The 26,253-nt window shown below is 67.7% G+C and carries 21 protein-coding genes; 8 read left to right on the top strand and 13 right to left on the bottom strand.

Annotation, left to right across the window (positions count from 1 at the left end; translation table 11 throughout):
• Positions 1–114: 114 nt before the first annotated feature.
• From ACQCX5_RS06890 to ACQCX5_RS06880, 3 genes are all read left to right on the top strand, one after another.
• Positions 115–2,613 carry a multicopper oxidase domain-containing protein gene (locus ACQCX5_RS06890; protein ID WP_434541306.1) on the top strand — a complete coding sequence of 833 codons (2,499 nt, stop codon included), beginning with the start codon at positions 115–117 and terminating at the stop codon, positions 2,611–2,613.
• A 32-nt stretch (positions 2,614–2,645) separates the two neighbouring features.
• Positions 2,646–3,122, top strand: a complete 477-nt coding sequence (locus ACQCX5_RS06885) for a hypothetical protein (protein ID WP_434541270.1) — start codon at positions 2,646–2,648, stop codon at positions 3,120–3,122.
• A 309-nt stretch (positions 3,123–3,431) separates the two neighbouring features.
• A complete protein-coding gene (locus tag ACQCX5_RS06880; RefSeq protein WP_434541269.1) occupies positions 3,432–4,385 on the top strand; it encodes a VOC family protein in 954 nt (317 codons plus the stop codon).
• 118 nt (positions 4,386–4,503) lie between these two features.
• Here the strand turns inward: ACQCX5_RS06880 and ACQCX5_RS06875 are convergent, their stop codons facing one another.
• The 3 genes from ACQCX5_RS06875 to ACQCX5_RS06865 form a co-directional block, all read right to left on the bottom strand.
• Positions 4,504–6,015: an FGGY-family carbohydrate kinase gene (locus ACQCX5_RS06875; RefSeq protein ID WP_434541268.1), complete on the bottom strand. Its 1,512-nt coding sequence runs from the start codon at positions 6,013–6,015 to the stop codon at positions 4,504–4,506.
• Positions 6,012–7,655 carry a glycerol-3-phosphate dehydrogenase/oxidase gene (locus ACQCX5_RS06870; RefSeq protein WP_434541267.1) on the bottom strand — a complete coding sequence of 548 codons (1,644 nt, stop codon included), beginning with the start codon at positions 7,653–7,655 and terminating at the stop codon, positions 6,012–6,014. The genes ACQCX5_RS06875 and ACQCX5_RS06870 overlap by 4 nt, the downstream gene beginning before the upstream one ends.
• A 188-nt stretch (positions 7,656–7,843) precedes the next feature.
• Positions 7,844–8,626: a DeoR/GlpR family DNA-binding transcription regulator gene (locus ACQCX5_RS06865; protein WP_434541266.1), complete on the bottom strand. Its 783-nt coding sequence runs from the start codon at positions 8,624–8,626 to the stop codon at positions 7,844–7,846.
• A gap of 367 nt (positions 8,627–8,993) precedes the next feature.
• Here ACQCX5_RS06865 and ACQCX5_RS06860 point away from each other — a divergent pair, with 367 nt between their 5' ends.
• Complete coding sequence (locus ACQCX5_RS06860) at positions 8,994–9,854, top strand: TY-Chap domain-containing protein (RefSeq protein ID WP_434541265.1); 861 nt, start codon at positions 8,994–8,996, stop codon at positions 9,852–9,854.
• Between the two features lie 48 nt (positions 9,855–9,902).
• On the opposite strand, the gene ACQCX5_RS06855 is transcribed toward ACQCX5_RS06860, so the two are convergent.
• A complete protein-coding gene (locus tag ACQCX5_RS06855) occupies positions 9,903–10,679 on the bottom strand; it encodes a DUF1206 domain-containing protein (RefSeq protein ID WP_434541264.1) in 777 nt (258 codons plus the stop codon).
• 37 nt (positions 10,680–10,716) lie between these two features.
• Here ACQCX5_RS06855 and ACQCX5_RS06850 point away from each other — a divergent pair, with 37 nt between their 5' ends.
• Positions 10,717–11,526, top strand: a complete 810-nt coding sequence (locus tag ACQCX5_RS06850; protein ID WP_434541263.1) for a phosphatase PAP2 family protein — start codon at positions 10,717–10,719, stop codon at positions 11,524–11,526.
• Here the strand turns inward: ACQCX5_RS06850 and ACQCX5_RS06845 are convergent.
• From ACQCX5_RS06845 to ACQCX5_RS06825, 5 genes are all read right to left on the bottom strand, one after another.
• Entirely contained in the window at positions 11,516–12,556 is a 1,041-nt protein-coding gene (locus tag ACQCX5_RS06845; RefSeq protein ID WP_434541262.1) for an alcohol dehydrogenase catalytic domain-containing protein, read from the bottom strand. The genes ACQCX5_RS06850 and ACQCX5_RS06845 overlap by 11 nt on opposite strands.
• Before the next feature lie 2 nt (positions 12,557–12,558).
• The gene (locus tag ACQCX5_RS06840; RefSeq protein ID WP_434541261.1) at positions 12,559–13,350 is read right to left on the bottom strand and encodes a class I fructose-bisphosphate aldolase; all 792 of its coding nucleotides are present in this window, start codon (positions 13,348–13,350) and stop codon (positions 12,559–12,561) included.
• A gap of 85 nt (positions 13,351–13,435) precedes the next feature.
• Positions 13,436–14,260, bottom strand: coding sequence for an aldo/keto reductase (locus tag ACQCX5_RS06835; protein ID WP_434541260.1), 825 nt, complete (start codon positions 14,258–14,260; stop codon positions 13,436–13,438).
• Between the two features lie 167 nt (positions 14,261–14,427).
• The gene (locus ACQCX5_RS06830) at positions 14,428–15,198 is read right to left on the bottom strand and encodes a DeoR/GlpR family DNA-binding transcription regulator (protein ID WP_434541259.1); all 771 of its coding nucleotides are present in this window, start codon (positions 15,196–15,198) and stop codon (positions 14,428–14,430) included.
• 555 nt (positions 15,199–15,753) lie between these two features.
• Positions 15,754–17,136: a PLP-dependent aminotransferase family protein gene (locus ACQCX5_RS06825; RefSeq protein ID WP_434541258.1), complete on the bottom strand. Its 1,383-nt coding sequence runs from the start codon at positions 17,134–17,136 to the stop codon at positions 15,754–15,756.
• Positions 17,137–17,249: 113 nt separating this feature from the next.
• Here ACQCX5_RS06825 and ACQCX5_RS06820 point away from each other — a divergent pair, with 113 nt between their 5' ends.
• Positions 17,250–18,476 carry a Tm-1-like ATP-binding domain-containing protein gene (locus ACQCX5_RS06820; protein ID WP_434541257.1) on the top strand — a complete coding sequence of 409 codons (1,227 nt, stop codon included), beginning with the start codon at positions 17,250–17,252 and terminating at the stop codon, positions 18,474–18,476.
• A 58-nt stretch (positions 18,477–18,534) separates the two neighbouring features.
• Positions 18,535–19,362 carry a phosphoenolpyruvate hydrolase family protein gene (locus ACQCX5_RS06815; RefSeq protein ID WP_434541256.1) on the top strand — a complete coding sequence of 276 codons (828 nt, stop codon included), beginning with the start codon at positions 18,535–18,537 and terminating at the stop codon, positions 19,360–19,362.
• Between the two features lie 737 nt (positions 19,363–20,099).
• Here ACQCX5_RS06815 and ACQCX5_RS06810 read toward each other — a convergent pair.
• The gene (locus ACQCX5_RS06810) at positions 20,100–21,974 is read right to left on the bottom strand and encodes an ABC transporter ATP-binding protein (RefSeq protein ID WP_434541255.1); all 1,875 of its coding nucleotides are present in this window, start codon (positions 21,972–21,974) and stop codon (positions 20,100–20,102) included.
• 107 nt (positions 21,975–22,081) lie between these two features.
• Here ACQCX5_RS06810 and ACQCX5_RS06805 point away from each other — a divergent pair, with 107 nt between their 5' ends.
• On the top strand, positions 22,082–22,528 hold the full coding sequence (locus ACQCX5_RS06805; RefSeq protein ID WP_434541305.1) for a MarR family winged helix-turn-helix transcriptional regulator: 447 nt from the start codon (positions 22,082–22,084) through the stop codon (positions 22,526–22,528).
• 528 nt (positions 22,529–23,056) lie between these two features.
• Here ACQCX5_RS06805 and ACQCX5_RS06800 read toward each other — a convergent pair.
• The 3 genes from ACQCX5_RS06800 to ACQCX5_RS06790 all read right to left on the bottom strand — a co-directional run bounded on the left by ACQCX5_RS06800 (position 23,057) and on the right by ACQCX5_RS06790 (position 26,237).
• On the bottom strand, positions 23,057–24,310 hold the full coding sequence (locus tag ACQCX5_RS06800; RefSeq protein WP_434541254.1) for an FUSC family protein: 1,254 nt from the start codon (positions 24,308–24,310) through the stop codon (positions 23,057–23,059).
• 77 nt (positions 24,311–24,387) lie between these two features.
• Positions 24,388–25,671, bottom strand: a complete 1,284-nt coding sequence (locus ACQCX5_RS06795) for a hypothetical protein (RefSeq protein ID WP_434541253.1) — start codon at positions 25,669–25,671, stop codon at positions 24,388–24,390.
• Entirely contained in the window at positions 25,668–26,237 is a 570-nt protein-coding gene (locus tag ACQCX5_RS06790) for a SigE family RNA polymerase sigma factor (RefSeq protein ID WP_434541252.1), read from the bottom strand. The genes ACQCX5_RS06795 and ACQCX5_RS06790 overlap by 4 nt, the downstream gene beginning before the upstream one ends.
• Positions 26,238–26,253 lie beyond the last annotated feature (16 nt).

Below are 26,253 nucleotides of genomic sequence, written 5' to 3'. Positions count from 1 at the left end.
TGACGCAGAATGTCTGGTGTGATCAGCACCACCCTTGCGACCGCGCCCCCGCCGAATGCCTCGTCTGCGACCACTGGTCGTCGGTCGTGGCATCGGCGGGCGTCGCGTCCGGTGATGTTCTGGATGCTCGCGCTGATCGTGCTGGCCTTCACCCACCGCTGGGTGCCGCAGTCGCGGTGGCTGCTGGTGCACATGGCGACCCTGGGCATCGCATCGAACTCGATCATGGTCTGGGGGCAGCATTTCGCTGATTCACTGCTGCACACCCGCCACGACGACAAGGCCCGGGCGATGCAGGTGCGGCGACTGTGGGCGCTGAACCTGGGCATCCTGACGGCGTGTGTGGGCATGATCGGCGCGTGGCCCTGGGTCACCACCGCCGGGGCCGTCGTGGTGGGGCTGGTGTTCGCGGCTTACGCCGTCCAACTCGTGCTGCAGGCCCGCGACGCCCTGCCCGGGCGCTTCGGCCATGTGGTGCGCTGGTATGTCTGCGCGGCCGCGCTGTTGCCGGTCGGCGCCACCTATGGCGCGGTGCTCTCGTTCAGCCAACCCGAGCCCTGGCAGGGCCGACTGTTGGTCGCGCACGTGGTGGTCAACATGCTCGGCTTCGTGGGGCTGACCGCGACCGCGACCCTGCTGACGCTGTGGCCGACGATGCTGCGCACGCCGATGGCGACGTGGAGCGAGCGGCTGCACCGGGTGGCCCTGCCCGTGTTGTTCGGCGGTGTGCTGGTGACAGCCGCGGCCATCACGGTGGGCTGGCGCTGGGTGGCCGTGGTCGGACTGGTGGCGTGGCTGGGTGGCTTCGTCGCGCTGGCCATGCCGGGCATCGTCAATGCGCGCCGCAAGCCGCCGCGCGACTTCTCCACGTGGTCAGTGGCCGCGGCCGTCAGCTGGGTGGCCGGGTGTGTGGCGTGGTTGCTCTGGCAGGTCGCCTCACAGCCGGCGCTCGATGCCGAACGCGTGAAGCAGGTCACGGTGCCGCTGATCGTCGGCGGGCTGGTGCAACTCGTACTGGGCGCGATGTCATACCTGATGCCGGTCGTGATGGGTGGTGGCCCCAGCGTCGTGCGGGCCATGAACGACGTCATCGGCCGCGGCGCCGGGCTGCGGGTCACGCTGGTCAACGCAGGGTTGCTGGCCTACCTGCTCGTCGAGAACTCGTGGGCGCTGGTCGTGACGTCGCTGCTCGTGTTCATCGGGCTCGCGTCGTTCGTGCCGCTGATGATCGCGATGGTGCGCACGTTCCGTCGCGAGATGGCCGCCAAGCAGGACGGTGCGCTGCCCCCGCCGCTGACACCTGCCGAACGTGAGCGGCTGCAGGCCGACAAGCCTGGTCGGCGCGACCTGCTGGGGGCCGGCATCGGCCTGGCGGGTGTGGCCGCGGCGGTCGTGCTGCTCGACGGCGACCGGTCCAGTGGCGGACGGCAGGCTGAGGTGCCGGCCACGGGCCGCACGGTCGAGGCGGACATTTCGGCCGAGGGCATGCGGTTCATCCCCGACCATGTGGTGGTGGCGCCGGGTGACCGGCTCGTGCTGCACGTGGTCAACAACGACCCCACGCAGGTGCATGACCTGTACTTCGAGGGCGGTGCCACCACCGGCCGACTGGCCCCGCACCAGCGTGCCGATGTCGACCTGGGGGTCGTCCCGGGGCCGGTCGAGGGCTGGTGCACCATCGTGGGACACAAGGCGATGGGCATGGTCTTTCACGTGCAGACCGATGCGGCGGCCACGGCAACCACGATTGACCTGACCGCGGCACCCGGGGCTGACTACGTGATTCGCGATGCAGTGCTGCCCAGGGCCGTCACCGGCATGCTCGACTTGCCGCTGGTGGTGCAGGAGTCCTCGCAGGAGGTGGCGCCCGGTGTGCAGTTGAAGGCGATGACCTACAACGGGCGGGTCATGGGCCCGCCGGTGGTGGTGGCGCGCGGCACCCGCATCGCGGCCCACCTGCGCAATGACGGCACGATGGGGCATTCGATCGACTTCCATGCGGGTGACATCAGCCCAGATGCGGTGATGCGGACCATCCCGCCGGGCGAATCGCTGGACTACACGTTCACGGTGAACAGGACCGGCATCTGGCTCTACCACTGCTCGACGATGCCGATGTCGGCGCACCTGGCGGCCGGCATGTACGGTGCGGTCGTCGTCCCGCCCGAGGGGCTGGCGAAGGTTGACCGGGAATACCTGTTGGTGCAGCAGGACGCCTACATCAGCACGGACGGCAGCGTCGACACCGACAGGATCGCGGCCGAAGACCCGGACCTGGTGATGTGGAACGGGCATGCGAACCAGTACGTGCACGCGCCACTGGAGGCCTCTGCCGGTGACAGGGTGCGACTGTGGGTGCTGGCGGCGGGGCCGTCGCGCGGCTGCTCGTTCCACGTGGTCGGGGCACAGTTCGACACGGTCTACAAAGAGGGTGCCTATCTGCTGCGCTCGGGCGGGCCGGGCGGTACCGCTGGCGCGCAGGCGCTCGACCTGGCCCCGGCGCAGGGCGGGTTCGTCGAGATGGTGCTGCGTGAACCGGGTACGTACACGTTCGTGAACCACGCGTTCGTCGATGCCGAGCGTGGGGCGCGGGGGCTCATCAAGGTGGTGTGAGGGCCGCACCCCGACTCGTTAGGCTGGCGCCCATGATCATCTGGGCAGGCTGGGGAATCCTCGCGGTGCTGATGCCGCTGCTCGGGGCCGGGCTCATGGTGGGCCTGGCGTCGACGCTGCAGGTGCAGGACCCGTACTTCACCGCGTTCGTCGGCGTCGGGCTGCTGCTGGGCGGCGTGGCGACGTGGTTCGTCGGCAAGTACTTCAACAAGCAGCGGCCCCTGACTGAGGCCCGGACCCACATGGCCGGGCGACGCCAGCAGGTCGAGGCCCTCGTGCAGCAGGGGCGGTTCCAGCTGGCGCCGGGCTACCCGATGCCCTCGTCCTATCAGGAGGCCCAGGCCCAGGCCGGGCACTTGCTCGCCACCGAAGAAGCACAACTCGAGCAGCGGCTGCGCAACCGGCACACCCTGTTCTGGGTTCCGATGCAGTACACGGCCTTCCTGTGGCTGGCCCTGGGCGTGCTGCTGCTCGGCGTAACGGTCTACCAGGCAGCGACCGGGGCCTGAGTTTCGGGGCGGGCGTGGACGAGCATGGGCCCGGCTCGGTGCCGACGACCTGCACCCCTGGCCCCGGCGACGCGAGTGCGGCCGCTGGGCTCGTCCGGATGACGTGCCCGACTTGCACAAGTGCCACCCATGTCACGATTGCAGGTCGTTCGGCCGATTCGGGGTGTGCATGTGGCGCTGGTGCCAGTTGTGCAGGTTCGGGCTTGTGGCATCGAGCCCGACCCATGCTCGTCCGCCCACCCACGCCACCGCGGTTGACCCACGCGACCCCCGCTTGAATTAGTTGAACATTCAATTTATGCTGAGGGTATGACTTCGCAGGCCTCCCCCGCCACCGACCACAACCTCGCCGCCGAAACCCACCTCGCCGCCGAAACCCACCTCGCCGCCGAAACCCACCTCGCCGCCGAAACCCACCTCGCCGCCGAAACCCACATGGGCCGGCTCGAACTGCGCGTGCGAGACATGGCCACCCAGCTCGCCTTCTACACCGAGGGGGTCGGGCTCGAACCACTCACCGATGAGCCCGGAGCGGTCGTGCTCGGCCACGGCGGCACCCCGATCGTGCGACTGAGCGAGTCGAAAGACCTGCGCCCTGCGCGGCGCAACGAGGCCGGGCTGTTCCACACTGCGGTCGTCTATGACCAGCTGCCGAACCTGGCGATGACGCTGCTGAGCATGTTCCAGCGCTACCCCGAGACTTACACCGGCACCGGCGACCACCATGTGTCACAGGCCTTCTATTTCACCGACCCCGAGGGCAATGGCGTCGAGCTGTACCACGACCGCCCCCGCGACCAGTGGCTCTGGAACAACAACCAGGTGCACATGACCACCGAATACATCGACCCGGTCGACTTCGTGAATACCCACCTGGGTGGCCTGGACCTCGATCGCATTGCACCCACCGAGGCCGAGCTGGGCCACGTGCACCTGCAGGTGGGCGATGTCGCGTCGGCGCGGGCGTTCTATGTGGACGCCCTCGGATTCGACGAGACCGCAGCGCTGGGCAACCAGGCGCTGTTCGTCTCTGCCGGCGGCTACCACCACCACATGGCCATGAACGTCTGGAACTCCCGCGGCGCCGGCCCCCGCGCCAAGACGCTGGGCATGGGCGTGGTCGACATCCTGGTGCCGACCGACGAAGAGATCGCGAAGGTCAACGAGCGGCTGACGTTCGCGGGCCGGGCGGCGACCTTCGACGGGCGCACCCTGAGCACGCTCGACCCCTGGAACAACGAGATCCGGCTGTCGGTGGCCTGAGCCCGCGCCTGTCCTGAACCCGGCTGTCCAGAACCCGGCAGTCTTCATCCCCAACGACACTCTGCTGCCGCATTCGGACGAAGCCTGCCGGGTTCTGGTCACCAGCACTTCACGGGCGTCAGTGCTTGGCCGACTCCCACCACGACTTCTGGGCCTCGATCTGCTCCATGAACCGCTCGAAGCGGTGCTGCATCCGCGCGGTGCCCTCAGGCGTCGGCTCGATCACCTGGGTCTCACTGCCCATCGCCTCATAGGCCTCGGCGAGGTTGGCGAATTTGCCCGCACCCACCGCGGCCACCATGGCCGTGCCCAGCGCACCGCCCTCGGCCTTCACCGGAATCCGGATCGGCTTGCCCATCGCATCAGCGAACATCTGCGGCCAGATCGACGAGCGGGTCACGCCGCCCACCACGAAGATGTCGGTGACACCAAAGGCCTCGATCAGCGGGTCGCAGTGGATGCGGTGGTTGAACGCAATGCCCTCATAGACCGCGCGCAGCAGGTGGCCGCGCTTGTGCCACGCCCGCAGCCCCGCGAACGTGGCCTGGCCGTCGATGTTCATCGGGTTGCCGTACAGGAACGGCAGGAACGTCACGATGTCGTCGTCATCGCTGGTCTGGGCGATCTCTTCATCGATGAACCCGTACGGGTCCATGCCCGCTCGGGTGCGCCCATCCAGGTCGGCCTGGCACAGCGTGGTCGCGAACCACTCCAGGTTCGCCGAGCTGGCCGGCGAGATCGACATGTTCATCCATGTGCCCTTCTCGACGAAGGCGCGGCAGAACCACTCCTTGCCAAGCTTGGGCTTGTCAGAGATGACTTCGTTGATGCTCCAGGTGCCCGCCATCACGGCCAACTGGCCAGGGCGCACCGCACCCGCGCCGATGGCGCCGGCATCGACGTCATGCAGACCCGCGACGACGGGCAGGCCCTCGGGCAGACCCGTGGCGATGTGGGCCAGCTTGGTGACCGTGCCGATGACTTCGGTGGCATCGTTGATGGGCGGCACGCGGTCCTTGTACTCCTCGACGCCGTACAGCCTGAAGGCCTCGTCGGTGTACTCCTGGGTGTTGACGTCGGTGAACGCCGTGCTGGCCTCGGTCAGGTCGGTGCCGACCGAGTCGGTCAGCTTGATGCGCAAGAAGTCCTTGGCATAGATGAACCACCGCGCCTTGGCGTAGTTCTCGGGCTCGTTGTCCTTCAGCCAGCGCAGGATGACACCGGGCGATGCCGGCCCGACACCCTGCCCCGTCTCGCGCAGCAGGTCGTCGAAGCTGGACGCGTTCAGCGCCGCCGCTTCGTCAATGGCCCGCGAGTCCAGCGAGAGGATGCCAGGGCGCACCGCGTCACCCTCTTCATCGACCAGCCAGCCGCCGTCACCGTGAGCCGACAGCGCGAGTGAGATGGCCGTGTCACCGGCATTGTCGATCTTGGTCGTGACGGCGCGCATCATGCGCGAGAACAGCGCCCAGTACTCGCGGCCGTCGCGCTCGACCCAGTGCGGGTGCGGGATTTCCTGCGGTGAGGTCTCGCGGGCCTCGTGCACGGGCTCCCCGCGCAGGTTGAAGGCAACCACCTTCATACCGGTCAGGCCAATGTCAACGCCGAGGACGAGTTCCTGTCCACTCATGCCTGGGCCTCCTTCCAGGGGGTGAAACGGGTGATGTAGTGGCGGTACGCCGCAACTTCGGCCTCGCGGCGTTCGTTGCTCCAACCAAGGACGCGCGTGCACACATCGGCGATCGCGTCGAGGGCTGAGACGCCGAGGTCGTTCTCGACGCCGATCATCGTCCGGCGGGCAATGACGTCACTGAGCCGGTACGCGTCTTCGCGGGTGATGGCCCATTCGACTTCACCGACCGTCAGGCCGAAGTCCTGGTGAATGACCTGGCGGCGTTCGTCGCTGTTCACGATGAACTGGGCCAGGTCGGCCGCCCGGGTGCCGTAGAGGTCGGCGAGGCGGTCGAGGATGTGCGCCGGCAGGTCGAAGCGGTTCAGTTCGCGGCGCTGCTGGGCAAGGTCGCTGCGTCCGCCACCGGGCAGGCACAGCGAGTGGGTCACCGACTTGCGCTTGATGTGCATGCGCTTGGCGAGCAGGTCGACGACATCCTCACCCACCTGTCGGAAGGTGGTCAGCTTGCCACCGACCAGTGTGTACAACCCGTCGATGCCGGCGTGCTGGCGGATGTCATGGCGTCGGGTGATGTCAGAGACGTCCGATGCCTCGTCCGCATATGGCAGCGGTCGCACACCGGTGAACGAGTAGTGAACATCGTCCATCGTCAGGTGGGCACCGGGCAGCACCTTGTTGGTCTCGCTGAGGATGTAGTCAAACTCGTCCTGGGTGGCCGCGGCCATGTCGAGGTCATCGTCGAAGCGGATGTCAGTGCTGCCCAGCAGGTAACGACCCATCCAGGGGATGACCATCATGGGGCGGGCGTCGACCGACTCGTAGTAGAAGGCATCCTTGGGTGCCCCCGGGAACGGGTCAACGACCAGGTGCGTGCCCTTGGTGCCGCCGTTCATGCGCGGCAGCTTCAGCTCATCATTGTTCTGCCAGACGAGGTCGATCCACGGCCCAGCCGCATTGACCACGAACCGGGTGGGTACGGTGAATTCGGTGCCGTCGATCTCGTCGCGGACGACCACGCCGGTGACCTTGCCGCCCTCGCGGTTGAGCTTCAGCGCACGCACGTGCGTGAGCACCTCGGCCCCCGCGCCCTTGGCGGCCTCGGCGACCTCCCAGGTCATGCGCTCGGCATAGTTGACCTGGCCGTCGGAATACACGGCCCCACCGGTGAGGCCTTCGGGATTGAGCCCGGGCTCGCGGTTGAGGATCTGGGCGCGGTTCATCAGGTTGAACCGCTTCAGCGACTTGTCGAAGCTCAGGATGTCGTAGGCGACCATGCCGAGGGCCAGGATGGCGTCGGAGTGGGCGTTGTTCTTGTAGAACGGGATGATGAAGCGCAATTCCTTGACGAGGTGCGGCGCCGCCTTCAGCAGCCACTCGCGCTCGCGCAGCGACTCGCGGACGAGGCCCACGTCGTACTTCTCGAGGTATTTCAGGCCGCCGTGGATCATCTTGCTCGACCACGACGAGGTTCCCGAACCGATGTCGCCCTTCTCGACGAGCAGCACCCGCAGGCCGCGCAGGGCCGCATCCCAGGCGATGCCACAACCGTTGACGCCACCGCCGACAACCACCACGTCATAACCCGCGCGAGTCGCCTCGAGCCGGTCACGCCGCAGGTCTTGCGGGGTCTCCGCCATGATGTTCCCCCTTGAACTCAGGATCGCCTTGATGCGATGGGAACAACTATGGCACTTCTGAAACAGCGCTGATTGATGCTGGTGTTACGTCTTGCCGCTGGGTAAATCAGCTGACCACAGCCGGGTTGACTGATCGTCGCAACAGTGGCGTGTCACAGGTATCACATTTGCTCGCAGCAGAGTAACACTCAAACTGTTACGGTCTCGATGGCGACTTCAGCCAGCTCGGTCGGGTCGGGGCTGCCCGCGATGACCAGCAGGTCGAAGTCGTTGACCCGGCCCAGTTCGTGGGTGGCCCGGTGCCCGAACTTCGAGGCGTCAGCGAGCAGGAAGGACCGCCGCGACCGCTCGATCATCGTCCGCTTGATCGCGACGTTCTCTTCGATCGGGTGGTAGAGCATGCCGTTGCTGATGGCCGTGGACGACATCACGCAGAAGTCGGCCGTGAGCGTGCGCAGCACGGCGATGGTCGATTCGCCGGCATAGGAGTTGTACGTGGGCCGATAGGCGCCGCCCACCACGAACAGCCGCAGTTCGGGGTGGCGCGCGGCACTTTCGGCGATGGCCTGCGAGTTGGTGATGATCGTGATCGGCGCCTGCTCGGCCAGCATGTCGACAAGGGGGATGACCGTCGAGGAGTCGTCCATGAAGACGGTTGAGCCGGGACGGATGCGCCCCCGCACCGCACCACACATGGCGGTCTTGGCATCGGCATGCAGCGCGATCCGAAAGTTGTGCGCTGTTTCGGTGAAGGACGAGGCACTGGCGACGGCGACCCCATGCCTCAGGAACAGCGCCCCTGAGCCCTCGAGTTCGGTGATGTCGCGGTAGACGGTCATTTTCGTGACCCCGAAATACTCGGCCAGGTCGGCGATGGGGACGGCGCCGCGCTCGAGCACGTGCTGCGCCAGGGCCACGAGGCGTTGCTGCTTGCTGTTGGGCCGTACCGGCCGTCCCGGGTGGTCAACCATGGCTCCCCCTCCCGTGTTCGGTGACTGCGGCTTTGCGTGACATCACGGTATCGCGGGCGTGCGGCGAGCTGTGGTGGTGGCTTGCCAGGGGGATTTCTGGTCGATCCGACACCTCAGACCGTGGGCGGATCGACCAAGGTTGGGGCCTGGCGCCCCGGTGTCCAGAACCCGGCAGGCTTCGAGCCCGGCGACCCTCTGATGCCGCTACCGGGCCAGGCCTGCCGGTTTCTGGTCAACCCGACGGGCGGACGATACGCCCCGCCCTCGAGCCCACCGGCGCAGCGACACGCGCCCCTGTCAAAGCCGCGCAGAAAAATGTCAGACCCCCTCCGTAGCTTGGTTTCAGGGTCGACACACAGGAGGGGCAGTGGACTCACCGCAGTTCAACTTCGATGCCATGCTCGACGAGCAGTGGCACGATTTTCACCTCGAGCTGGCACGCCAGCTCGCCAGGCCCGAAATGGCCAGTTGGCACGTCGGGCTCGGGGATGAACACGACGACACGGAACGTGGCCCGTTCGCGATCCTGAGGGTCTACCCGGACGATGACGAGGTCACCCTCGAAGTCAACCGCAACGCCGAGGTGGCCCCCCGATACCAGCTGAGCCGGGCCCAGATGGCCACGGTGCGCAACGACCTGGGGCTGCACGCCGAGGGCATGGGGCACTACCAGGGCACCTTCGACTGGAGCCGGTGCGCCGACGTTGCCGAAGTCGTGGGCCGCTACTTCCGCGAGGTGATCGGGGTGCCGGCACCCTCGTTCCTGGTGTGGCACTGCCCGGATGATGACGCTGGGGAGGAAGATGCCGAACTGCTCAGCAAGGTTCACCTCGTCGCCTCCCTGGTGCAGGAGGTGCTGGGCGAATCGGCCGTCCGCCATGACCAGGACCTCTTCCACTGGACGATTGATGGCGAGTTCGGCCACTACCAGGCCTCGGTGCTACGCAACTCGGACAGTCTGCGGCTCTCGCGCACGTGGCAGCTCATGACCACCATCAACCCCGACGACCTGCTGCGCGCGATCAACCGGATCAACTACGACGTCGGGCCGCGGCTGGTCTCGATCGGGGATGGCCTGGTGTCGGCGATCAGCGACATCGACTGGCAGGTGCTCTCCGGGCCACGACTCCGCAGCATGGCCGCGGAGTTCGACGAGATGTCAGCCCTGGTCTACGCCGAGTTCCGCCGCTCCGTCCCCCACAGCGATGAGCCGGCAGACCAGCTCTGAGGGCCCACGGCTGCCGGGTCCGCGGGGGTCACCCACCCCGCGGGCCCGTCACACCCGGGCGTACTTCGCCCGGGCGAACGAGTACAACCCGTAGGCGACCAGACCCACGGCCACCAGTGTCACCAGGGCCTGGCCCCACGGCACGCCCATCAGGGTGCGCAGGGCACCGTCCATGCCCGATGCCTTCTCGGGGTCATGGGTCAGCGCGGCCGCCATGAACAATCCGCCGACCACCACCAGCGCCACACCCTTCGCGACGTACCCGACGGTGGCCAACACCTCGACCACGCGGCCGGGGTTCTCGCGCAGGTCGTCGTGGTACTTCTTCGCGACCCCCTTGTACACGTGGTAGCCGCCCACACCGAGCACGACCACCCCGATGACCACGACCACAGCCACCCCCGCCCCGCTCGACAGCAGTCGGGCGGTCAGGTCCCGGCTCTGGCCGGCGCTCGACTCGTCATTGCCGGCGACGACGCTGAGCGCGCCGAACGTCATCGCGGCATAGGTGAGCCCCTTCGCCACATGTTTCACGCGGGTACCTGCACCTTCCCGGGTCAGCGCCGCCTCGATGAGGTTCCACAGGCCCAGCAGCACGAACCCAATCGCCAGCACGACCAGCAGCACCAACCCGGCACCCGATCCGCGCAAGGTCTCGAACGCCCCCGCCTGGTCGGCCTCGCCGCCGTAGCTGCCCCATGCCAGCCGCAACGCCAGCCAACCCAGCAACAGGTGCAGCACCCCGCTCGCGGCATAGCCCACGCGCGCACCGTAGGTGACGACCGGATGGTTGGAGGCCCGCCGGACCTCTTGCTCGACGCTCATACGCCATGGGTACCAGAGATGGCGCTACCTTTTTGGGATGAGTGTTATGCCACGCCCGCAATCCGGTGTTGTGCCCGCCACGGCCCGCACCCACCCCGCACTGGTACCGGTCGGTCTGGTGATGTTGGCCGCCGGGGTGCTGCTGGGCATCCTGGGCCACGACCTCTCCGCCACCGCCACGGGCGAACTGCGCGTGCTGCAGTGGTTCCAGGGCATCCGCACCCCCGCGCTGTCGTTCGTCGCCGAGGCCCTCGAACTGCTCGGCGGCCCCAAGGTGGTGCCGTGGTTCCTGGCCGCGCTGGCCACCGCGCTCGCCCTGACCAGACGTTTCGTCATGGCCCTGCTGGCCGTGCTCATTCCGGGCCTGGGTTGGCTGCCGGGCCACTTCGCCAAGAAGCTGTTGCCCCGCGAACGTCCACCGGCATCACTCGAGCCGGTGGTCGTCTACCACGACATCGCCAGCTTTCCGAGTGGGCACACGGGCTTCGCCACCTCGATCACCATCTTCGTGCTGTTCGCCCTGACCATGTGGGGCCTGCGACGTCGTTGGATGGTCTGGGTCGGCGTGGCAGTGGTGGCCCTGATGGGCTTGTCGCGCATGTACGCCGCAGCTCATTTCCCCATGGACGTCCTCGGTGGCGCATTGCTGGCGGCGGGCACCGCGACCGCGCTGTGGTCGCCCGCGGCCTGGGCCTGGGGACGCGCGCAGGCCAGCGATTCGTGGCTCACCGAACCGCAGCTGCGCACACCCCCACGACCAGAACTCGCGGAGCAACCCGACCACACCGAGCTACCCGACCACACCGAACTGCCCAACCACACCGAGCAACCCGAAATCAGGGCTTGACGGCCACCTTCACACCCTGGCCGCTGCCGGTGAACTCGATCGCCTCGACCACCTGGTCGAGCGAGAACTGGTGCGTCACGATCTTCGATGCATCCAGCACACCCGATTCCAGCAGTCGCATCGCCGCCTCGCCATGATCACGCCGCGAGTTCGACGTGCCGGTCACATCGATCTCGCCGTAATGAATCAGGTTCGGGTCGAACTCCACCGAGCCGCCGGCCTTGAACCCGGCGAACGCGTTCACGCGTCCACCCTTTCGGACGAGGTTCAGGGCGTCGACGAACAACTCGCCGCGGCCGATGCAGATGACGGCCACGTCGGCCCCACGCCCGCCGGTGAGGTCGCGGGCGAGGTCGCCCAGCGGCTGCTGGGTGGGGTCGACCGCATGGGTCGCGCCCAGCCCCAGGGCGATCTCACGCCGCTCCGCCGACAAGTCCGAGACGATGACATTGCTCGCGCCGCCGATGCGGGCCAGTGCGGTGTGCAGCAGGCCGATCGGCCCCGCGCCCATCACCACCACCGTGTCGCCCAACTGCTGCTGGTAGTTCTCGCGGCCGTTGAGCACGCACGACAGCGGCTCCATCAGCGCCATGTGCTCGAACGGCAGGTCGGCGCTGTGCGAGACGATCGCGTTGCCGCGCTCAACGGCCCGGGCGGGCAGCACGCCGTACTCGGCGAGGCCCCCATTGATGCGGTAGCCGAACAGGTCGACCTGCTCGCAGAAATGTTCCTCGCCGTGCTTGCAGAACCAGCATCGTCCACACGTCACCGACGGGATCACCGCGAACCGGTCGCCGACCTTGTAGTTGGTGACACCGGCACCGACCTCGACCACCTCACCGGCGATCTCATGACCCAGGATCACACCGCGGTCGATGCCCTTGGACTTCTCACCACGCAGGATGCGCAGGTCGGTGCCACACACGGTGTTCGCGCCGACCTTGTACAGCACCTCACCGGGGCCAACGGTCGGGTCGGCGACCTCTTCGAGCGCGAGCTCGCCCGGTCCCTTGAAGATGGCAGCCTTCATGATCAAGCCTCCTGGGGTGCGTGGGTGATGGCGGTCAGGGCCTTGGTGGTGGCGACCACGTCGTCAGTGTTCCACACGTTGCGACCGAAGATCAGGCCCTTCGCGCCGGCCTTGATGGCACCGGAGGCAGCGTCGCGCACGGCCTGCTCGTCACCCTTCGCACCACCCAGCGTCAGCACCGGGATGTCGCCCACGGTCTCGATGATGCGCGGCATGGTCTCGGCATCGGTGTACTCGGTCTTGATGGCGTCCGCACCCATCTCGGCGGCGATCCGGTTGACGGTGGCGAGCGACTCGGGGTCCTTGCGGTCCACGTTGCGCAGGCCCCACAGGGTGCCCTCGACGATCAGCGGGATGCCGACGCGGCGCGCCTCCTGGGCGGCCTTGGCCACGGCGTTGACGTTGTCGGCGAACATGCCGCCGTCTGTGGGGCGGTAGATCAGGTACATGCAGATGGCGCCGGCGCCGAGCGCGAGGGCCTCAGCAGGGCTGGTCAGCACGCGGTAGCGCTCGCCCAGTTCGTTCTTGTCCTTCTCGTCCAGGAAGCACCAGTCAGCGCGCAGCACCGGGACGGGGGCGCCACGGCGCGCGAACAGGTGCGCGCCCTGGCGCAGGATGCCGGGGTTGACCAGCACGCCCTCGGGGCCGCCCTCGATGATCTTCTCGAGCAGCGTGATGGGGTGGCCCGAGGTGGCCGGCATCGGCAGCGACTGGCCGTGGTCGAAGGCGGTGATGAACGAGCGGCCGCTCTCGGCGTTGAACAGCTGCTGCAGGCGAATCTGGGTTCCACTCATGTTGTCCTCCATGACGGTGTTGGTGGCGGGGTTTTCTGTGGTGACGCGGTTGGTGGTTGGGGGTGGACGACGCGTGGGGCCCGGATCAGTACTCTTCGTCGACGTCCGGGTCCTTGCCGATGCGCACCTGCTCGAACGTGGCGAGCAGCGCCATGTCGTCATCGGTGAGCATGAAGCTGTCCAGGTCGAGGTTCTGGCGTCGGCGTTCGGGGTTGCCCGACTTGGCGATGACCGGCACGCCCTGCTGCCATGCCCAGCGCATGGCCACCTGCGCGGGGCTCACCCCGTGCTGGGCCGCCACCTGCTGCAGTCGTCCGTCTTCGAGCAGGCCCTTGCCACGCCCGATCGCACCCCACGACTGGACGACCACGCCCCGGTCAGCCATCTGCTGGCGAAGGGCGTCCTGCCGCCAGCCGACGTGGCATTCCACCTGGTTGACCGCGGGTGCTTCACCGGTGGCGGCGATGAGCGCGTCGATGTGCTCGGCGGTGAAGTTCGAGACACCGATCGTCCGGATGAGGCCCTGGTCGCGCAGTTCGTGCAGGGCCTGCCAGGTCTCGACATAGAGGCCCAGCCGTGGCAGCGGCCAGTGGATCAGGTAGAGGTCGACGTAGTCGAGCCCAAGGTTGCGCAAGCTGGCCTTGAACGCACGCTCGGCCTGCTCGGCGCCATGGTCGCCGCCGCGCAGCTTGGTGGTGACCATGAGCTGTTCGCGCGGCACCGACGCGGTGCGCATGCCGGCGCCGACACCGGCCTCATTGTGGTAGCGCTGGCCGGTGTCGAAGGCCCGGTAGCCCTCGGTGGCCGCATCGCGGACGGCCTGCTCGGCGGCAGTGTCGTCGAGCTTCCAGGTGCCGAACGTCACGGGCGGCAATACCTGGCCAGATGAGAGTTTCACTCCGTGCTCCATGGGTTCACTCTAACCGGGGGCCTCAGGACAGAACGGGACGGTCGTGATACTCGTTGAGCTGAATGAATAGCCTAGCCACACCGGCTTTGGCAGGCGTTGGTGACGCCGTGTTGGGACGACAAACGGCCTACTGTGACCGCAAGTATCAGCCTCGCGTGTGACAACTATCAGCCCTGTATCACCATCACGTTGGGCTCGTTGAGCACCGCGGCTTCGCCCGGTGGCACCTGGCCCGAGATGACGACGTGGTCGAACTCCGACAGGTCGGCAACGCGATGGGTGGCCCGGTGGCCGAACTTGGAGCCGTCGACGATCAGGATGCTGCGGTCTGCCTGCCGCATCATCGTCCGCTTGACGGCGACGTTCTCCTCCATGGGGTGGTAGGCGATGCCCTGGCTGATGGCGGTGACCGACATGATGCAGACGTCGGCGCTGACCTGGCGCAAGGCGCTGAGGGTGGCCTCGCCCAGGAAGGACTCGAACGATGCCCGGTAGCGGCCGCCGGTGACGAACAGCCTCAGTTGCGGATGCGCCGCCACCGCATTCGCCGCCGCCTGGGAGTGCGTGATCACAGTCATCGGCGCCAGATCGGCGAGCATCGGCACCAGCAACAGCGCTGTCGAGGAGTCATCGAGCATGACGGTCGACCCCGGACGCAGCAGCCGGCACACGGCCCGGCAGGCGGCGATCTTCGCGTCGCGGTTGAGCGTGCTGCGGAACGCATTCGTGGTCTCGGTGAACGACGACGCGCCGGCCACCGCCTCACCCTGGCGCAAGTACACGACCCCGGCCCGCTCGAGTTCGGCGACATCGCGATAGACCGTCATGCGCGAGATCTCGAACTGCTGGGCGAGCTCACGCATCGGCACGGCACCGGCTTCGAGCACGTACTCGGCCAGGTCGACGAGCCGTTGCTGGCGCGTGAGCGGACGGGTCATACGGCAATCCTATTCAGAGGGTGCTGAGCGGTTGGGGCCGGGGTTGGTGAACGGACGTGGGGCACCCAATCCTCGCCCCAGCCCCGGAACCTGCACACGTGACACCAGCGCCACCAATACCCCCCGAATCAGTCAAACGAGCTGCACACGCGACATGGGCGCCACGTGTGCAAGCCAGGGCGTCCCGGGGACGGTCCCCGCGGCTGCACTCGCGGCGCTGGCGCCAGGAGCGCAGGTGTGTCAGCACGCGGCCGGGCCCATGCCCGTCCACCCGCGCCCAACAACATGCACCAGCGCAACGATTTCGCCTCCACCAGCCCGAACACCCCGAAATCCTTGCCCCGGCGCAACGATTTCGGGCCGACACCGGGCAACGCCGAGCCCCCCAAACCTGCACAAGTGGCACCAGCGCCACCAATACACCCCGAATCAGCAGTACGAGCTGCACACGCGACATGGGCGCCACGTGTGCAAGCCAGGGCCTCCCCGGGACGGTCCCCGCGGCTGCACTCGCGGCGCTGGCGCCAGGAGTGCAGGTGTGTCAGCACCGAGCCCTCACCCCAACCGCCCCAGCGCCTGCGCCAATTGTTCCGGCTCATGCCACACCGGCAGCCGCAGCATGGTCCGCTGGCCCTCGTGCGCTGAGAAGCTCGGCCCGGCCACCAGCTTCACCCCGACCCTCTTCGCCCGCTCGGCCAGCGCCTGCGCGTCGGCGTGGGTGTCGATCCACAGCCCGGTGCCACCGGCCGGGGACGACCATGTCCACCCCGGAAAGAACCTGCGCACCACCTGTTCGGTCGCCGCCAGCTGGCGCCCCAATTGTCCGCGTCGTTCGGCCCTCGCGTCGTCCACATGGCGCAGCATGGCCACCCCATACAGCTGGTCGACGACCGAGGTGGCCAGGTCGGCCGCCTTGCGCAGTTCGACGACCGCGCGCACCCGTGATTCCGCCGCACGCATCCAGCCGACCCGCAACCCGCCCCAGAACAGCTTCGACAGCGTGCCCATGCTGATCAACAACTCCGGGTCGACCAACCCCACAAGTGTCCGCGCCGGTCCCCCACGCCTGGTGAGGTCATAGCTGCAGCAGTCCTCGACCACTGGCGCGCCGATCACGTTCAACACCGCCGCCAGCTCGCGACGTGCGGGCATCGCGGCCGTTGACCCCACGGGGTTGTGCACGCCCGTCTGGCAATAGATCATCGCCGGACGACGTGTTGCCGCACGCCGGAGCAATTCGACGTCCATCACCCCTCGTCGCAGGGGCACCGCCTCGACATGCGCCCCGAACGCACGCAGCGCTTCGATCGCGCCACGAAAGGTCGGGTCTTCGACCAGCGCCAGGTCGCCACTGCTGATCAGGTGGCGCACCGCCAGCGACGTCGCCTGCTGCCCACCCGCGGTCACCAGCACCTGCTGTGGCACCGTCGGCAGGCCGTCGCGGGTCAGCTGCTCGGCGATCGCCTGCCGCAGCACCGGCAACCCGGCCGGGAAGTACCCGTCTGTGCTCAGGTAGTGCGCCAGGTCGGGCGGCGGACCCGACGCCAGCACCCGCCGCGCCACCGCCGAGGCCGGCAACGCCCCCGTCGACAGGTCAATCACCTCCGCCGGGGCATTCGTGAACGAGAAGAACCGCCCCTCACCCACATGCTTCGACGCCACCCGGCCTGACCGCACCCGCGTGCCCGAGCCCTGCTGCGCGATCAGGTACCCGCGTTCGCCCAACGCCACATACGCCGCGGCGACCGTGCCGCGCGAGACGCCCAGCACTGCGGCAAGTTCCCGCTGCGGCGGCAGGGTGATCCCGGGCGGCACGAGTCCATCATCGACCAACCCGATCATCGCCGCCGCCAGCGCTTCGGGCAGCGCCGATGCCTCATCCGTCCACGATTGCAGCAGGCGGCTGAGCACCGCTGAGTCCATGCGGGTGGTGGCCATGACCCCCAGCTTGCCAATCCGTTCATCAGATTGGACCATTCCACCAGAATTGGTCCAGCAGCGCCCTCTCGTCCGGCCTAACGTCGGGCCCACGACGAGGAAGGGAGTACCCCATGGCAACAGTGGCGTTGTTGGGCACACTCGACACGAAGGGTGAGGAATGCCTCTGGCTGCGCGACCGCCTGCGCGAGCTCGGGGCCGACACATTGATCATCGACGTGGGTTCGTTCTCACACCACAAGATCGCCGACGTCACCTCGGACGAGGTGGCGCGCGCGGCCGGCGAGGACCCCGAGGCCCTGCGCGAGCACCACGACCGGGGCGAGATGATGCGCATCATGGGCACCGGCGCGGCAGCCGTGGCCAAGAAGCTGGCGTCCGAGGGTCGTATTCACGGCCTGCTGTCATTCGGCGGCTCGGGCGGCTCGTCGGTGGCCGCGCCGGTGATGCAGGCGCTGCCGGTCGGGTTCCCGAAGCTGCTGGTCTCGACGATGGCCTCGGGCAACGTGAAGCCCTACGTCGGCGAGGTCGACGCGACGCTGATGTATTCGGTCGTCGACGTGGCGGGCATGAACTCGATCTCGTCCAAGGTGTTCGGCAACGCCGCGGCCGGCATCGCGGGTATGGCGACCGACTACGAACGCCGCCAGGCCGCGCCGCACGACGAAGGTCACAAGCCGAACATCGGCATCACCATGTTCGGGCTGACCACACCGGCGGCCGATGAGGCCCGGCACACACTCGAGGCGTTGGGCTATGAACCGCTGGTCTTCCACGCCACCGGCACGGGCGGCCAGGCCATGGAGAAACTCGTGCACGACGGCCTGCTTGCCGGCGTGTGCGACCTGACCACCACCGAGCTGTGCGACGACCTGGCCGGGGGCATCCTGTCGGCAGGGCCCGACCGGCTCGAAGAGGCAGGCAAGGTGGGCCTGCCCCAGGTCGTCAGCCTGGGCGCGCTCGACATGGTCAACTTCGGCCCGCGTGACGAGGTGCCGGCCAAGTACGACGGCCGCAACTTCCTGGTGCACAACCCGACCATCACCCTGATGCGCACGACCCCTGCTGAGATGGCAGAACTTGGACGCCGCATCGCCCGCAAGCTGGCGGCCGCGACGGGGCCGACCGAGCTGTTCATCCCGCTGCGGGGCATCTCGGGCATCGACATCGAGGGTGGGCCGTTCTGGGACCCCGAGGCCAATGCCGACATGATCGCCGAGCTCAAGGCGGGACTTGAGGGTTCCGCGGTGGTCGTGCACGAGCTCGACCAGCACATCAACGATCCGGGGTTCGGCCGCGCCATGGCAGAGGCCCTGCACCGGTTGATCACCAGCGCATGAAGGCGTCCGGTCGTCCACGACTATTTCAAGATCAAGAAGCACTGACAAGGGGAAACACATGAACCGTGCAGATATTCTCGCCAAGTTCCGCCAGCAGGTGGCTGACGGCAAGCCCATTGTCGGCGGCGGCGCCGGCACCGGCATCTCGGCCAAGTCGGCCGAGGCGGGTGGCATCGACCTGCTGATCATCTACAACTCGGGGCGGTTCCGCATGGCCGGGCGCGGGTCGCTCGCCGGGCTGATGTCGTACGGCGACGCCAATGCCATCGTCATGGAGATGGCGATGGAGGTGCTGCCCGTCGTCAAGCACACCCCCGTGATGGCTGGTGTGCACGGCACCGACCCGTTCCGGATCATGCCGCTGTTCCTGAAGCAGGTGAAAGAGGTGGGCTTCGCCGGCGTGCAGAACTTCCCGACGGTGGGGCTGATCGACGGCGTCTTCCGGGCCAATCTCGAAGAGACGGGCATGAGCTATGGGCTCGAGGTCGACATGATCCGCATGGCCCACGAGCTCGACCTGTTGACCTCGCCGTACGTCTTCGACACTGACCAGGCCAAGGCGATGGCGGGGGCGGGCGCCGACATCCTGGTGCCACACATGGGGCTCACGACGTCCGGGACGATCGGCGCGAAGACCTCGATGACGCTCGAGGACGCCGCGAAGAAGGTGCAGGAGCTGGCCGATGCGGCGAAGTCGGTGAACCCGGACATCCTGGTGTTGTGCCATGGCGGCCCCATCGCCAACCCCGAGGACGCCCAGTACGTGCTCGACAACACCGAGGGCGTGGTCGGGTTCTACGGCGCGAGCTCGGTGGAGCGGTTCCCGACCGAGACGGGCATCAAGGAGCAGACCCAGAAGTTCAAGGCGATCACGTTCACGAAGTAGATCGTCGGTTCAGCGGGGGTGGGCGCGGGGTTCGTTGTCGGACGAGCCCCGCGCTTGCATTCGTCGCGCTTGCGCCAGGAGTGCAGCCAAGCCGCGCCAGTGCTCGTCCACGACCATCTCATAGGGGCATCATTGGTCAATCCGGCACCTCAGACTGTACTGAATTGACCAACGATCAGCCCAAAGAACGCTCCGCACCGGCATTCGTCGCACCCACACACGAAATGCAGGTCATCACCCCACCCGGCCTGCAATTCTTGCACTGGCGCAGGATACGCAGCCCCCGCCCTCAGGCAGCCTCAAGCTGGCCCACCTCGTGCGCCGCCAGCCTCGCGAACGCCCCGCCGGCCGCGAGATCCCCAAACCTGCACAAGTGGCACCAGTGCCACCAATACGCCTCGAATCGGCCGGACGGCCTGCACTCGTGGCATGGGTGCCAATTGTGCACGTCGGCCCCCACTAGAGCGACCGCACCGCCAGAAACCCCGGACGACCCCCGCGGATGCACTCGTAGCGCTTGCGCCAGGAGTGCAGCCAAGCCGCGCCAGTGCTCGTCCACGACCATCTCATAGGGGCATCATTGGTCAATCCGGCACCTCAGACGGTACTGAATTGACCAACGATCAGCCCAAAGAACGCTCCGCACCGGCATTCGTCGCGCCCACACACGAAATGCAGGTCATCACCCCACCCGGCCGGCATCTCTTGCACTGGCGAACGGAATCGCCGGACCACAGTCAGGCGGCCTCCAGCTCCACCTCATGGGCTGCCAGCCGCGCGAACGCCCCGCCGGCCGACCGCAACTGCTCGGCCGTGCCCGATTCGACCAGCCGACCGTCCTCGAGCACGACCACCTGGTCGGCGTCCTCGACCGTGGACAGCCGGTGGGCAATGGTGAGCGTGGTGCGTCCCTCGGCCAAGCTGTCCAGGGCCGACTGCACCTCGGCCTCGGTGGTGTTGTCCAGCGCGCTGGTGGCCTCGTCCAGCACCAGCACCTTCGGGTTGCGCAGCAGGGTGCGCGCAATCGCCAGCCGCTGCTGTTCACCGCCCGAGAACCGGTGCCCGCGGGCGCCGACGACGGTGTCGAGGCCGTCGGGCAACCCGGCGACAAGGTCAGCGATCCGCGCCAGCTCGAGGGCCCACCACAGCTGCGAGTCAGCAGCATCCGGCCTTGCCAGCAACAGGTTCTCACGCACGGTGGCGTGCACCAGATAGGTCTCCTGGCTCACCACCCCGACGATCGCCGCCAGGTCTTCGCCAGCCATGTCGCGCACGTCGATGCCGTCGATCAGCACCCGTCCAGCGGTCGGGTCGTACAGCCTCGGCACCAGCGACCCCAGCGTCGATTTGCCCGAACCAGTCGGGCCCACCACCGCCGTCGTCGTCCCCGCCGTGATCACCAGGTCAATGCCACTCAACACCGGCGCACCGTCGGCATAGGCGAACTCGACCCCTTCGAAACGCACCTCGCCACGCACCGCGTCGAGGTCCACCGCGACCGGGTCAACCGGCTCGGCCACATCGGGGGTGAGGTCGAGGTATTCGAAGATGCGGCTGAACAGCGCCATGGCCGTGACCCACTGCACGCCGACATTCATCAGGCCCATCACAGGGCGAAAGATCGTGCCCTGCAGAGCCGTGAACGCCACCAGCGTGCCGATCGTCATGCCGCCGGACGCCGCCGGGAACCCAGCTGCCAGGTAGATCGCCGCCGGGATCGCCGCGAACACGATCGCCATCGTCGCCATGCGCCACTGGCCGGCAAGCTGCGAGCGCAGTTCGAGCCCGACGAGGCGCTCGGACGATTCGGCAAACCGCTCGGCATTGCGTCCGGTGCTGCCGAGGGTCTTCGAGAGCCGGATGCCGGACACCGACAGCCCCTCTTCAACCTGGGTGTGCAGGGCGGCGAGCTCACGCTGGCGCGCGGCAGTGATGTCACGCCTCAGCAACGCCACGCGGCGGCTGAGCCAGATCGACGGTGGCAGCACCAGCAATGAGAGCAGCGTCAACCGGGGCGACAGCGCCACCATGGCCACGATGGTGGCGACCGCGGTGGTCAGGTTCGAGGCCACCGACGTGGCCGACGTGGTGACCACCGATTGCATGCCCGAGATGTCATTGGTCAGCCGCGACTGCACCTCTCCCCCGCGGGTGCGGGTGAAGAATGCCAGCGACTGCTTCTGCAGGTGGTTGAACAGGGACGTGCGCAGGCCATGCATGACGCGCTGCCCCATGCGCGTGGCCAGCCACGTCTGCACCACGCCGATGGCCGAGGTGAGCGCGGCCACGAGCACCATCGCCGCAGTGAGCATGATGAGCAGGCGGGTGTTCTGCTGTGGCAACGCGGTGTCGATGACGCCGCGCACCAGGAACGGCTGGGCCAGCCCGACCAGCGACGACGCCGTGATCAGCACGACCACCAGCGCGATCGTGAACTTGTGCGGGGTGAACAGTGCTGCGATGCGGCGCAGGTCGACGGGGTGCTGCGCCAGCTGTGTCCTGTCGGCAGCGCTGACGCGGCCCGGGCCATGGCCGTGGGACACGATGGCGACATCGGCGGCGGACACGGCCCTCGCGCCGGCACCGGGAGCGGAAGAAGATGGGGCTGCCATGAGGCATCACCTCCAGGAGAGGGAAGGCGCGGAGGGATTCACGCGCAATACTGAGGTTACCTCATTATGAGGTAACAGACAAGTTGGTGTAGCGTGGGGCCGTGCCCATGCCCGCCGAACTCGTGCCGCCCGAGCAGCCCACCGACCTGGGCACCCTGCTGCACGGCGCATTCCGGGGGCTTCGACACCGGTGGAGCGAACAACTCGCCCCCTGGGGCATCACCCCCGCGCAGTGGCGCGCGCTGATCACGCTGATGCACGACGACGAGGGCATGCGCCTGAAAGTCCTTGCCGACCGCCTGCGCATCGCCCCGCGCTCGACGACCGAGGTGATCGACCAGCTGCAGGCCCTCGAGCTGGTCAGCCGTGAACCTGACCCGTCCGACCGCCGCGCGGTGATCGTGACGCCGACGGTTGCCGGACGAGACCTGGCCGCGGCAGTGCTCGCCCAACGACGGCGTGACTCGGATGAATACTTCGCCCCGCTCGACGACGCCCAGCGGCAACAACTCGCCGAGCTGCTGACGGCGTTGGTCGAGGGCCACCGGCAATAGGGCCGCACCCCGTGTTTGCCTGCACCCGCCCCACTGGGGTTGTGCGACTTCCGAGCTCGTTCAACACCAGTCACCGCGTCCACCAGCCCTCATCCAGACAATGGTGCACCTGAACAAGTTCTTCGCCCGGATCAACCCACACCGCCCGAAACACTTGCACCAGCGCAAGTTTGTCTGGTTTCACCAGCTGCGCCGCTGTCGTGGGTCCGGCGCACCGATCACACCCCGGACGAGCATGAGCTCGGGCCTGCACCACCGCCAGCGAGCACCACCGCCGACACCTTGTTCGTCCACGCTGACACCCTTGGGTGCACTTCGACACCCGTCGACAGGTGTCGACGCGTACACAATGGTGTCGGCGCGCACCCAGGGGGCGGATCCGGCTCGCATCAACCCTAAACAAGGGCCCGAGCCCACTCCTCCCAATCCCGCACACACCACCAGTTGCCCTTCTAACGAAGTTTGCCTGCGACATATCGAAGGCAAACTTGGTTATGAAAGGCAAACGCGGACCAAACGCCCACCCCCTCACCCCTCCGGATCGCTCGGCGTCACCTGCACCGCCGGCATCGTCACCGTGCCCCACAGGCTCGACCCATGTTCCTCGGGCAGCTGCGCCTTCACCCGATCAGGGTCCAGCGTCCCCGGCTGCTCCAGCGTCGCCCGCGCCTGTTCAAGCGAGAGCCCCGTCAACAGCAGCAGGTCGACCACCACCGCCCGCAGCAGCGACACCAGCGCCGTGGTGCGCCAGTCCCCCTTCGCGGCCAGCTCGAGCGGCGTCAGGTCGGCCGCCACCTGCATGGCCTCGTTGCGCGCCAGCACCGGCTTGGTGAAGTGGTCGATCGCCGACGACAGGTGTCGCATCGCCGTGGCCACCTCGAGCACCAGTTTGCCCGGCACCGGCACCGCACCCTGTTCGCCCACCATCGAGCGCGCCTGCCTGGTCAGCATCGTCAACGACGTGTGCATGCGCGACGTGATCGTCAACAACCGGTCGATCTCGGCCAGCTCAACCCTGTCGCCCCGAAACCGCGGGTTGATCAGCGCCAGGTCAGCCGCCGACGACTGCGCCGCGCTGCCGTCGGTCACCTGGTGGCGGACGACGGCCAGGTGGCCCACCGCCGAGCGGATTTGGCCCCCGTCGCCCTTGACCAGCCCCTTGCCGATGGCCTCCAGGGCATCGGCCGACCGCTGCACCGCCGTCGCCGCGTACCGCCGCGGACGGGTCGTGATGCTGCGCGGCAACACCAGTGCCGCCACCAGTGCCACGCCCGAGCCAATCAGCGCATCCGTCCACCGGCTGATGCCGCTCTGGCCGGGCACGCCCGCCGCGATCGAGATCATCGAGGCCACCACCATCGCGTTGATCGTCGACTGGAATGTCATCAGGTCTGCCCGGTCGATGAATCTGGCCACCAGCGGCGTCACCATCATGATCAACAGCAATTGCCACCAGCCGAACCCCAGGAACCGCCCGACCATCTCACCGACGAACACACCGAATGTGGCACCCAGGCCGATCTCGAGCACCCGCCGCGGTTGGCGGTTGCGGCTGAACCCCATGGCCAGGTAGCAGGCGATCGCCGCAAAGATCGGGTGCGGCTCGTTTAACCCATACCGGCAGATCAACCATGCGATGGTCGCGAAGATGGCCGCCTGGGTGTTGGGGACGAGCGCACCGCGTGCGCGGGTCCAGCCGCTGCGGGCCCGTGACCTGATGTAGGCCGCGACCGAGCGCCACCCTGCCCGCAGGATCTGTTCCATGCTCTGGTCTTCGGCCACAGGACGAGTCTAGGGCGGGGCCATCATCCATGGCCCCGCCCAGCATCACCCGCTGTCACCCGCTCAGCAGCCCAACTTCAACAGCCCAACCTCAGCTCGGACGCATCCATGACAGCCCCCGCACCCTCGGCCCCCGGACCCGGGGCCCGCACCAGCACATCGTCTGCGGTGATGCGCCAGATGTCGTCGCTGGGGCCCGTGCTCGGCGGCAACGTGGTCCGTCCGCCGGTGCGCAGGTCGACGAGATAATAGGTGCCGGTGCCCTGGTTGTCCATGGCCCGCACCACGGCGAAGTTGCGTCCCACGCCGGGGTCGGTGTTCATCGCGTCGGTGACCTTGAGCGGCTGCGGCATGGCCGGCGACCACACCCAGGCCCCCGCCGAGTTGCTGGCCCCCGAGAACACGTAACTGTCGCCATTGCTGCCGAAGGGCGGGAACATCGTCTTGTCACCGGAACGCATCGCCGGCCCGGTGCCCGCGATTTTCACCGCTCCCGCGTTCGGGGTGAGCAGCACGTAGCGACCGCCGTCCAGCAGGTGTGCCGAGACGAACTCGCCGTTGTGCACGACCGTGCTCGTGCCGGCCGCGAGGTTGAACAGTGTCAGCTCTGCTGTCGCCTTCTCGGACGACGTGGTCGTCTTCGCGATCAGGGCATGGCCGTCGCGCACCTCGAGGGTGCCCGACTGGGGCGTGACGAGCAGTTGCTTCGGGTCACCACTGCCCTGAGAGTCCCATACGTAGTACGTGGCGGCCATGTCGTCACTGTTGGCGGTGTGGGCGACCGCGAGCACCACGAACCGACCGTCGGTCTGGGCACCGAGGTAGCCCATGGTGTCGGGCACGGTGTATTCCAGCTTCACCACATTGTCGATGGTGACCGTCGCAGTGCGGCTGCTGGCGGTGACCAACAGGCGCCCACCGGGGCCGGCAGCCATCAGCCCGGCCACCGAGCGCAGTTGCGGCAGCGCCGTCGTCGACGTGCACAGCCCCAGCACCGCCCCCTGCGACGTCGTGGATCGTGTGGTCTGCTGAGAGGTCGGCAACGTCGCGGGCAGCGAGCTCGCCGGCGCGCTCGGCTGTGCTGTCGTCGGCGACGGCCGCACGGGACTCGGCGAGGTCGTCGTCGGCGCAAAGGTCGGAGTGCCGGCCCAGGTCGGCGTGGTCTCGGTGGTGCGCCCGAGCGCGCCCGCGCCCCAGGCCACCGCGAAGGCCGTCACCGCAGCCGCGGCGGTCATGCCGCCAGCGACGACCCGCCTGCGGGTGCGGGCCTGCTTGGCGAACTGCAGCATCTGGGTGCCATCGAGGCGGTCGTCGCCAGGCCCGTTGCCCTGCATCAGATCGCGCAAATCGTCCGTGTTCATCGCTCGCCCCTTTCGTGTGCGGCGGGGCCGGCGGCCATCGCTGGCGCGGCAACGACCCTGAGTTTGGCGAGCGCCCGCGAGACGGTGCTCTTGACGGTGCCGACAGCAACCCCCATCTGGTTGGCCACTTCAGCCTCTGACATGTCTTCGCAGAACCTCAGCACCACAGCGGTCCGTTCGCGGTCCGTCAGTCGGTCGAGGCCCCGGCGCAGCAGGTCGCGGTTGACCACGAGCGCTTCGGGCGAACGCGATTCGGGGGTGACCCACTGCAGTTCGCCGTCGCTCATTACCTGGGTGCGTTCGGGGTCTCGCTGGCCTGACTTTCGTCCCCAGCGCATGACGCGGCGCAGCCCGTCGTTGTGGGCGTTGACCATGATCGTGCGCACGTAACCGAACTGGCCGCCCGGTTCGAGCTTCGCCCACTTGCAATAGGCGCGCTCGAGCGCGGTCTGCACGAGGTCGTGGGCCTCGTCGCGTTGCCCGGTCAGGTACATCGCCACGCGCAACAGCTCTGCGCTGCGTTCGTCGACGAATTGCACGAAGCTCGCGTCGGTGTCCCGGCTCATGCCTGCCCCCTCTCCC

The sequence above is a fragment of the Aestuariimicrobium sp. G57 genome, from assembly GCF_050110855.1.
Classification (GTDB): Bacteria; Actinomycetota; Actinomycetes; order Propionibacteriales; family Propionibacteriaceae; genus Aestuariimicrobium.
This window is presented reverse-complemented; position numbering and strand designations above follow the sequence as displayed.

Excerpts from the sequence above, each read along its gene's own strand:
- ACQCX5_RS06885 (WP_434541270.1), top strand. The coding sequence starts at position 2,646 with ATGATCATCTGGGCAGGCTGGGGAATCCTCGCGGTGCTGATGCCGCTG.
- ACQCX5_RS06840 (WP_434541261.1), bottom strand. The coding sequence starts at position 13,350 with ATGAGTGGAACCCAGATTCGCCTGCAGCAGCTGTTCAACGCCGAGAGC.
- ACQCX5_RS06875 (WP_434541268.1), bottom strand. The coding sequence starts at position 6,015 with ATGAGTGGACAGGAACTCGTCCTCGGCGTTGACATTGGCCTGACCGGT.
- ACQCX5_RS06790 (WP_434541252.1), bottom strand. The coding sequence starts at position 26,237 with ATGAGCCGGGACACCGACGCGAGCTTCGTGCAATTCGTCGACGAACGC.
- ACQCX5_RS06845 (WP_434541262.1), bottom strand. The coding sequence starts at position 12,556 with ATGAAGGCTGCCATCTTCAAGGGACCGGGCGAGCTCGCGCTCGAAGAG.
- ACQCX5_RS06855 (WP_434541264.1), bottom strand. The coding sequence starts at position 10,679 with ATGAGCGTCGAGCAAGAGGTCCGGCGGGCCTCCAACCATCCGGTCGTC.
- ACQCX5_RS06820 (WP_434541257.1), top strand. The coding sequence starts at position 17,250 with ATGGCAACAGTGGCGTTGTTGGGCACACTCGACACGAAGGGTGAGGAA.
- ACQCX5_RS06830 (WP_434541259.1), bottom strand. The coding sequence starts at position 15,198 with ATGACCCGTCCGCTCACGCGCCAGCAACGGCTCGTCGACCTGGCCGAG.
- ACQCX5_RS06880 (WP_434541269.1), top strand. The coding sequence starts at position 3,432 with ATGACTTCGCAGGCCTCCCCCGCCACCGACCACAACCTCGCCGCCGAA.
- ACQCX5_RS06810 (WP_434541255.1), bottom strand. The coding sequence starts at position 21,974 with ATGGCAGCCCCATCTTCTTCCGCTCCCGGTGCCGGCGCGAGGGCCGTG.
- ACQCX5_RS06870 (WP_434541267.1), bottom strand. The coding sequence starts at position 7,655 with ATGGCGGAGACCCCGCAAGACCTGCGGCGTGACCGGCTCGAGGCGACT.
- ACQCX5_RS06825 (WP_434541258.1), bottom strand. The coding sequence starts at position 17,136 with ATGGCCACCACCCGCATGGACTCAGCGGTGCTCAGCCGCCTGCTGCAA.
- ACQCX5_RS06850 (WP_434541263.1), top strand. The coding sequence starts at position 10,717 with ATGAGTGTTATGCCACGCCCGCAATCCGGTGTTGTGCCCGCCACGGCC.
- ACQCX5_RS06835 (WP_434541260.1), bottom strand. The coding sequence starts at position 14,260 with ATGGAGCACGGAGTGAAACTCTCATCTGGCCAGGTATTGCCGCCCGTG.
- ACQCX5_RS06795 (WP_434541253.1), bottom strand. The coding sequence starts at position 25,671 with ATGAACACGGACGATTTGCGCGATCTGATGCAGGGCAACGGGCCTGGC.
- ACQCX5_RS06890 (WP_434541306.1), top strand. The coding sequence starts at position 115 with ATGTTCTGGATGCTCGCGCTGATCGTGCTGGCCTTCACCCACCGCTGG.
- ACQCX5_RS06805 (WP_434541305.1), top strand. The coding sequence starts at position 22,082 with ATGCCCGCCGAACTCGTGCCGCCCGAGCAGCCCACCGACCTGGGCACC.
- ACQCX5_RS06815 (WP_434541256.1), top strand. The coding sequence starts at position 18,535 with ATGAACCGTGCAGATATTCTCGCCAAGTTCCGCCAGCAGGTGGCTGAC.
- ACQCX5_RS06865 (WP_434541266.1), bottom strand. The coding sequence starts at position 8,626 with ATGGTTGACCACCCGGGACGGCCGGTACGGCCCAACAGCAAGCAGCAA.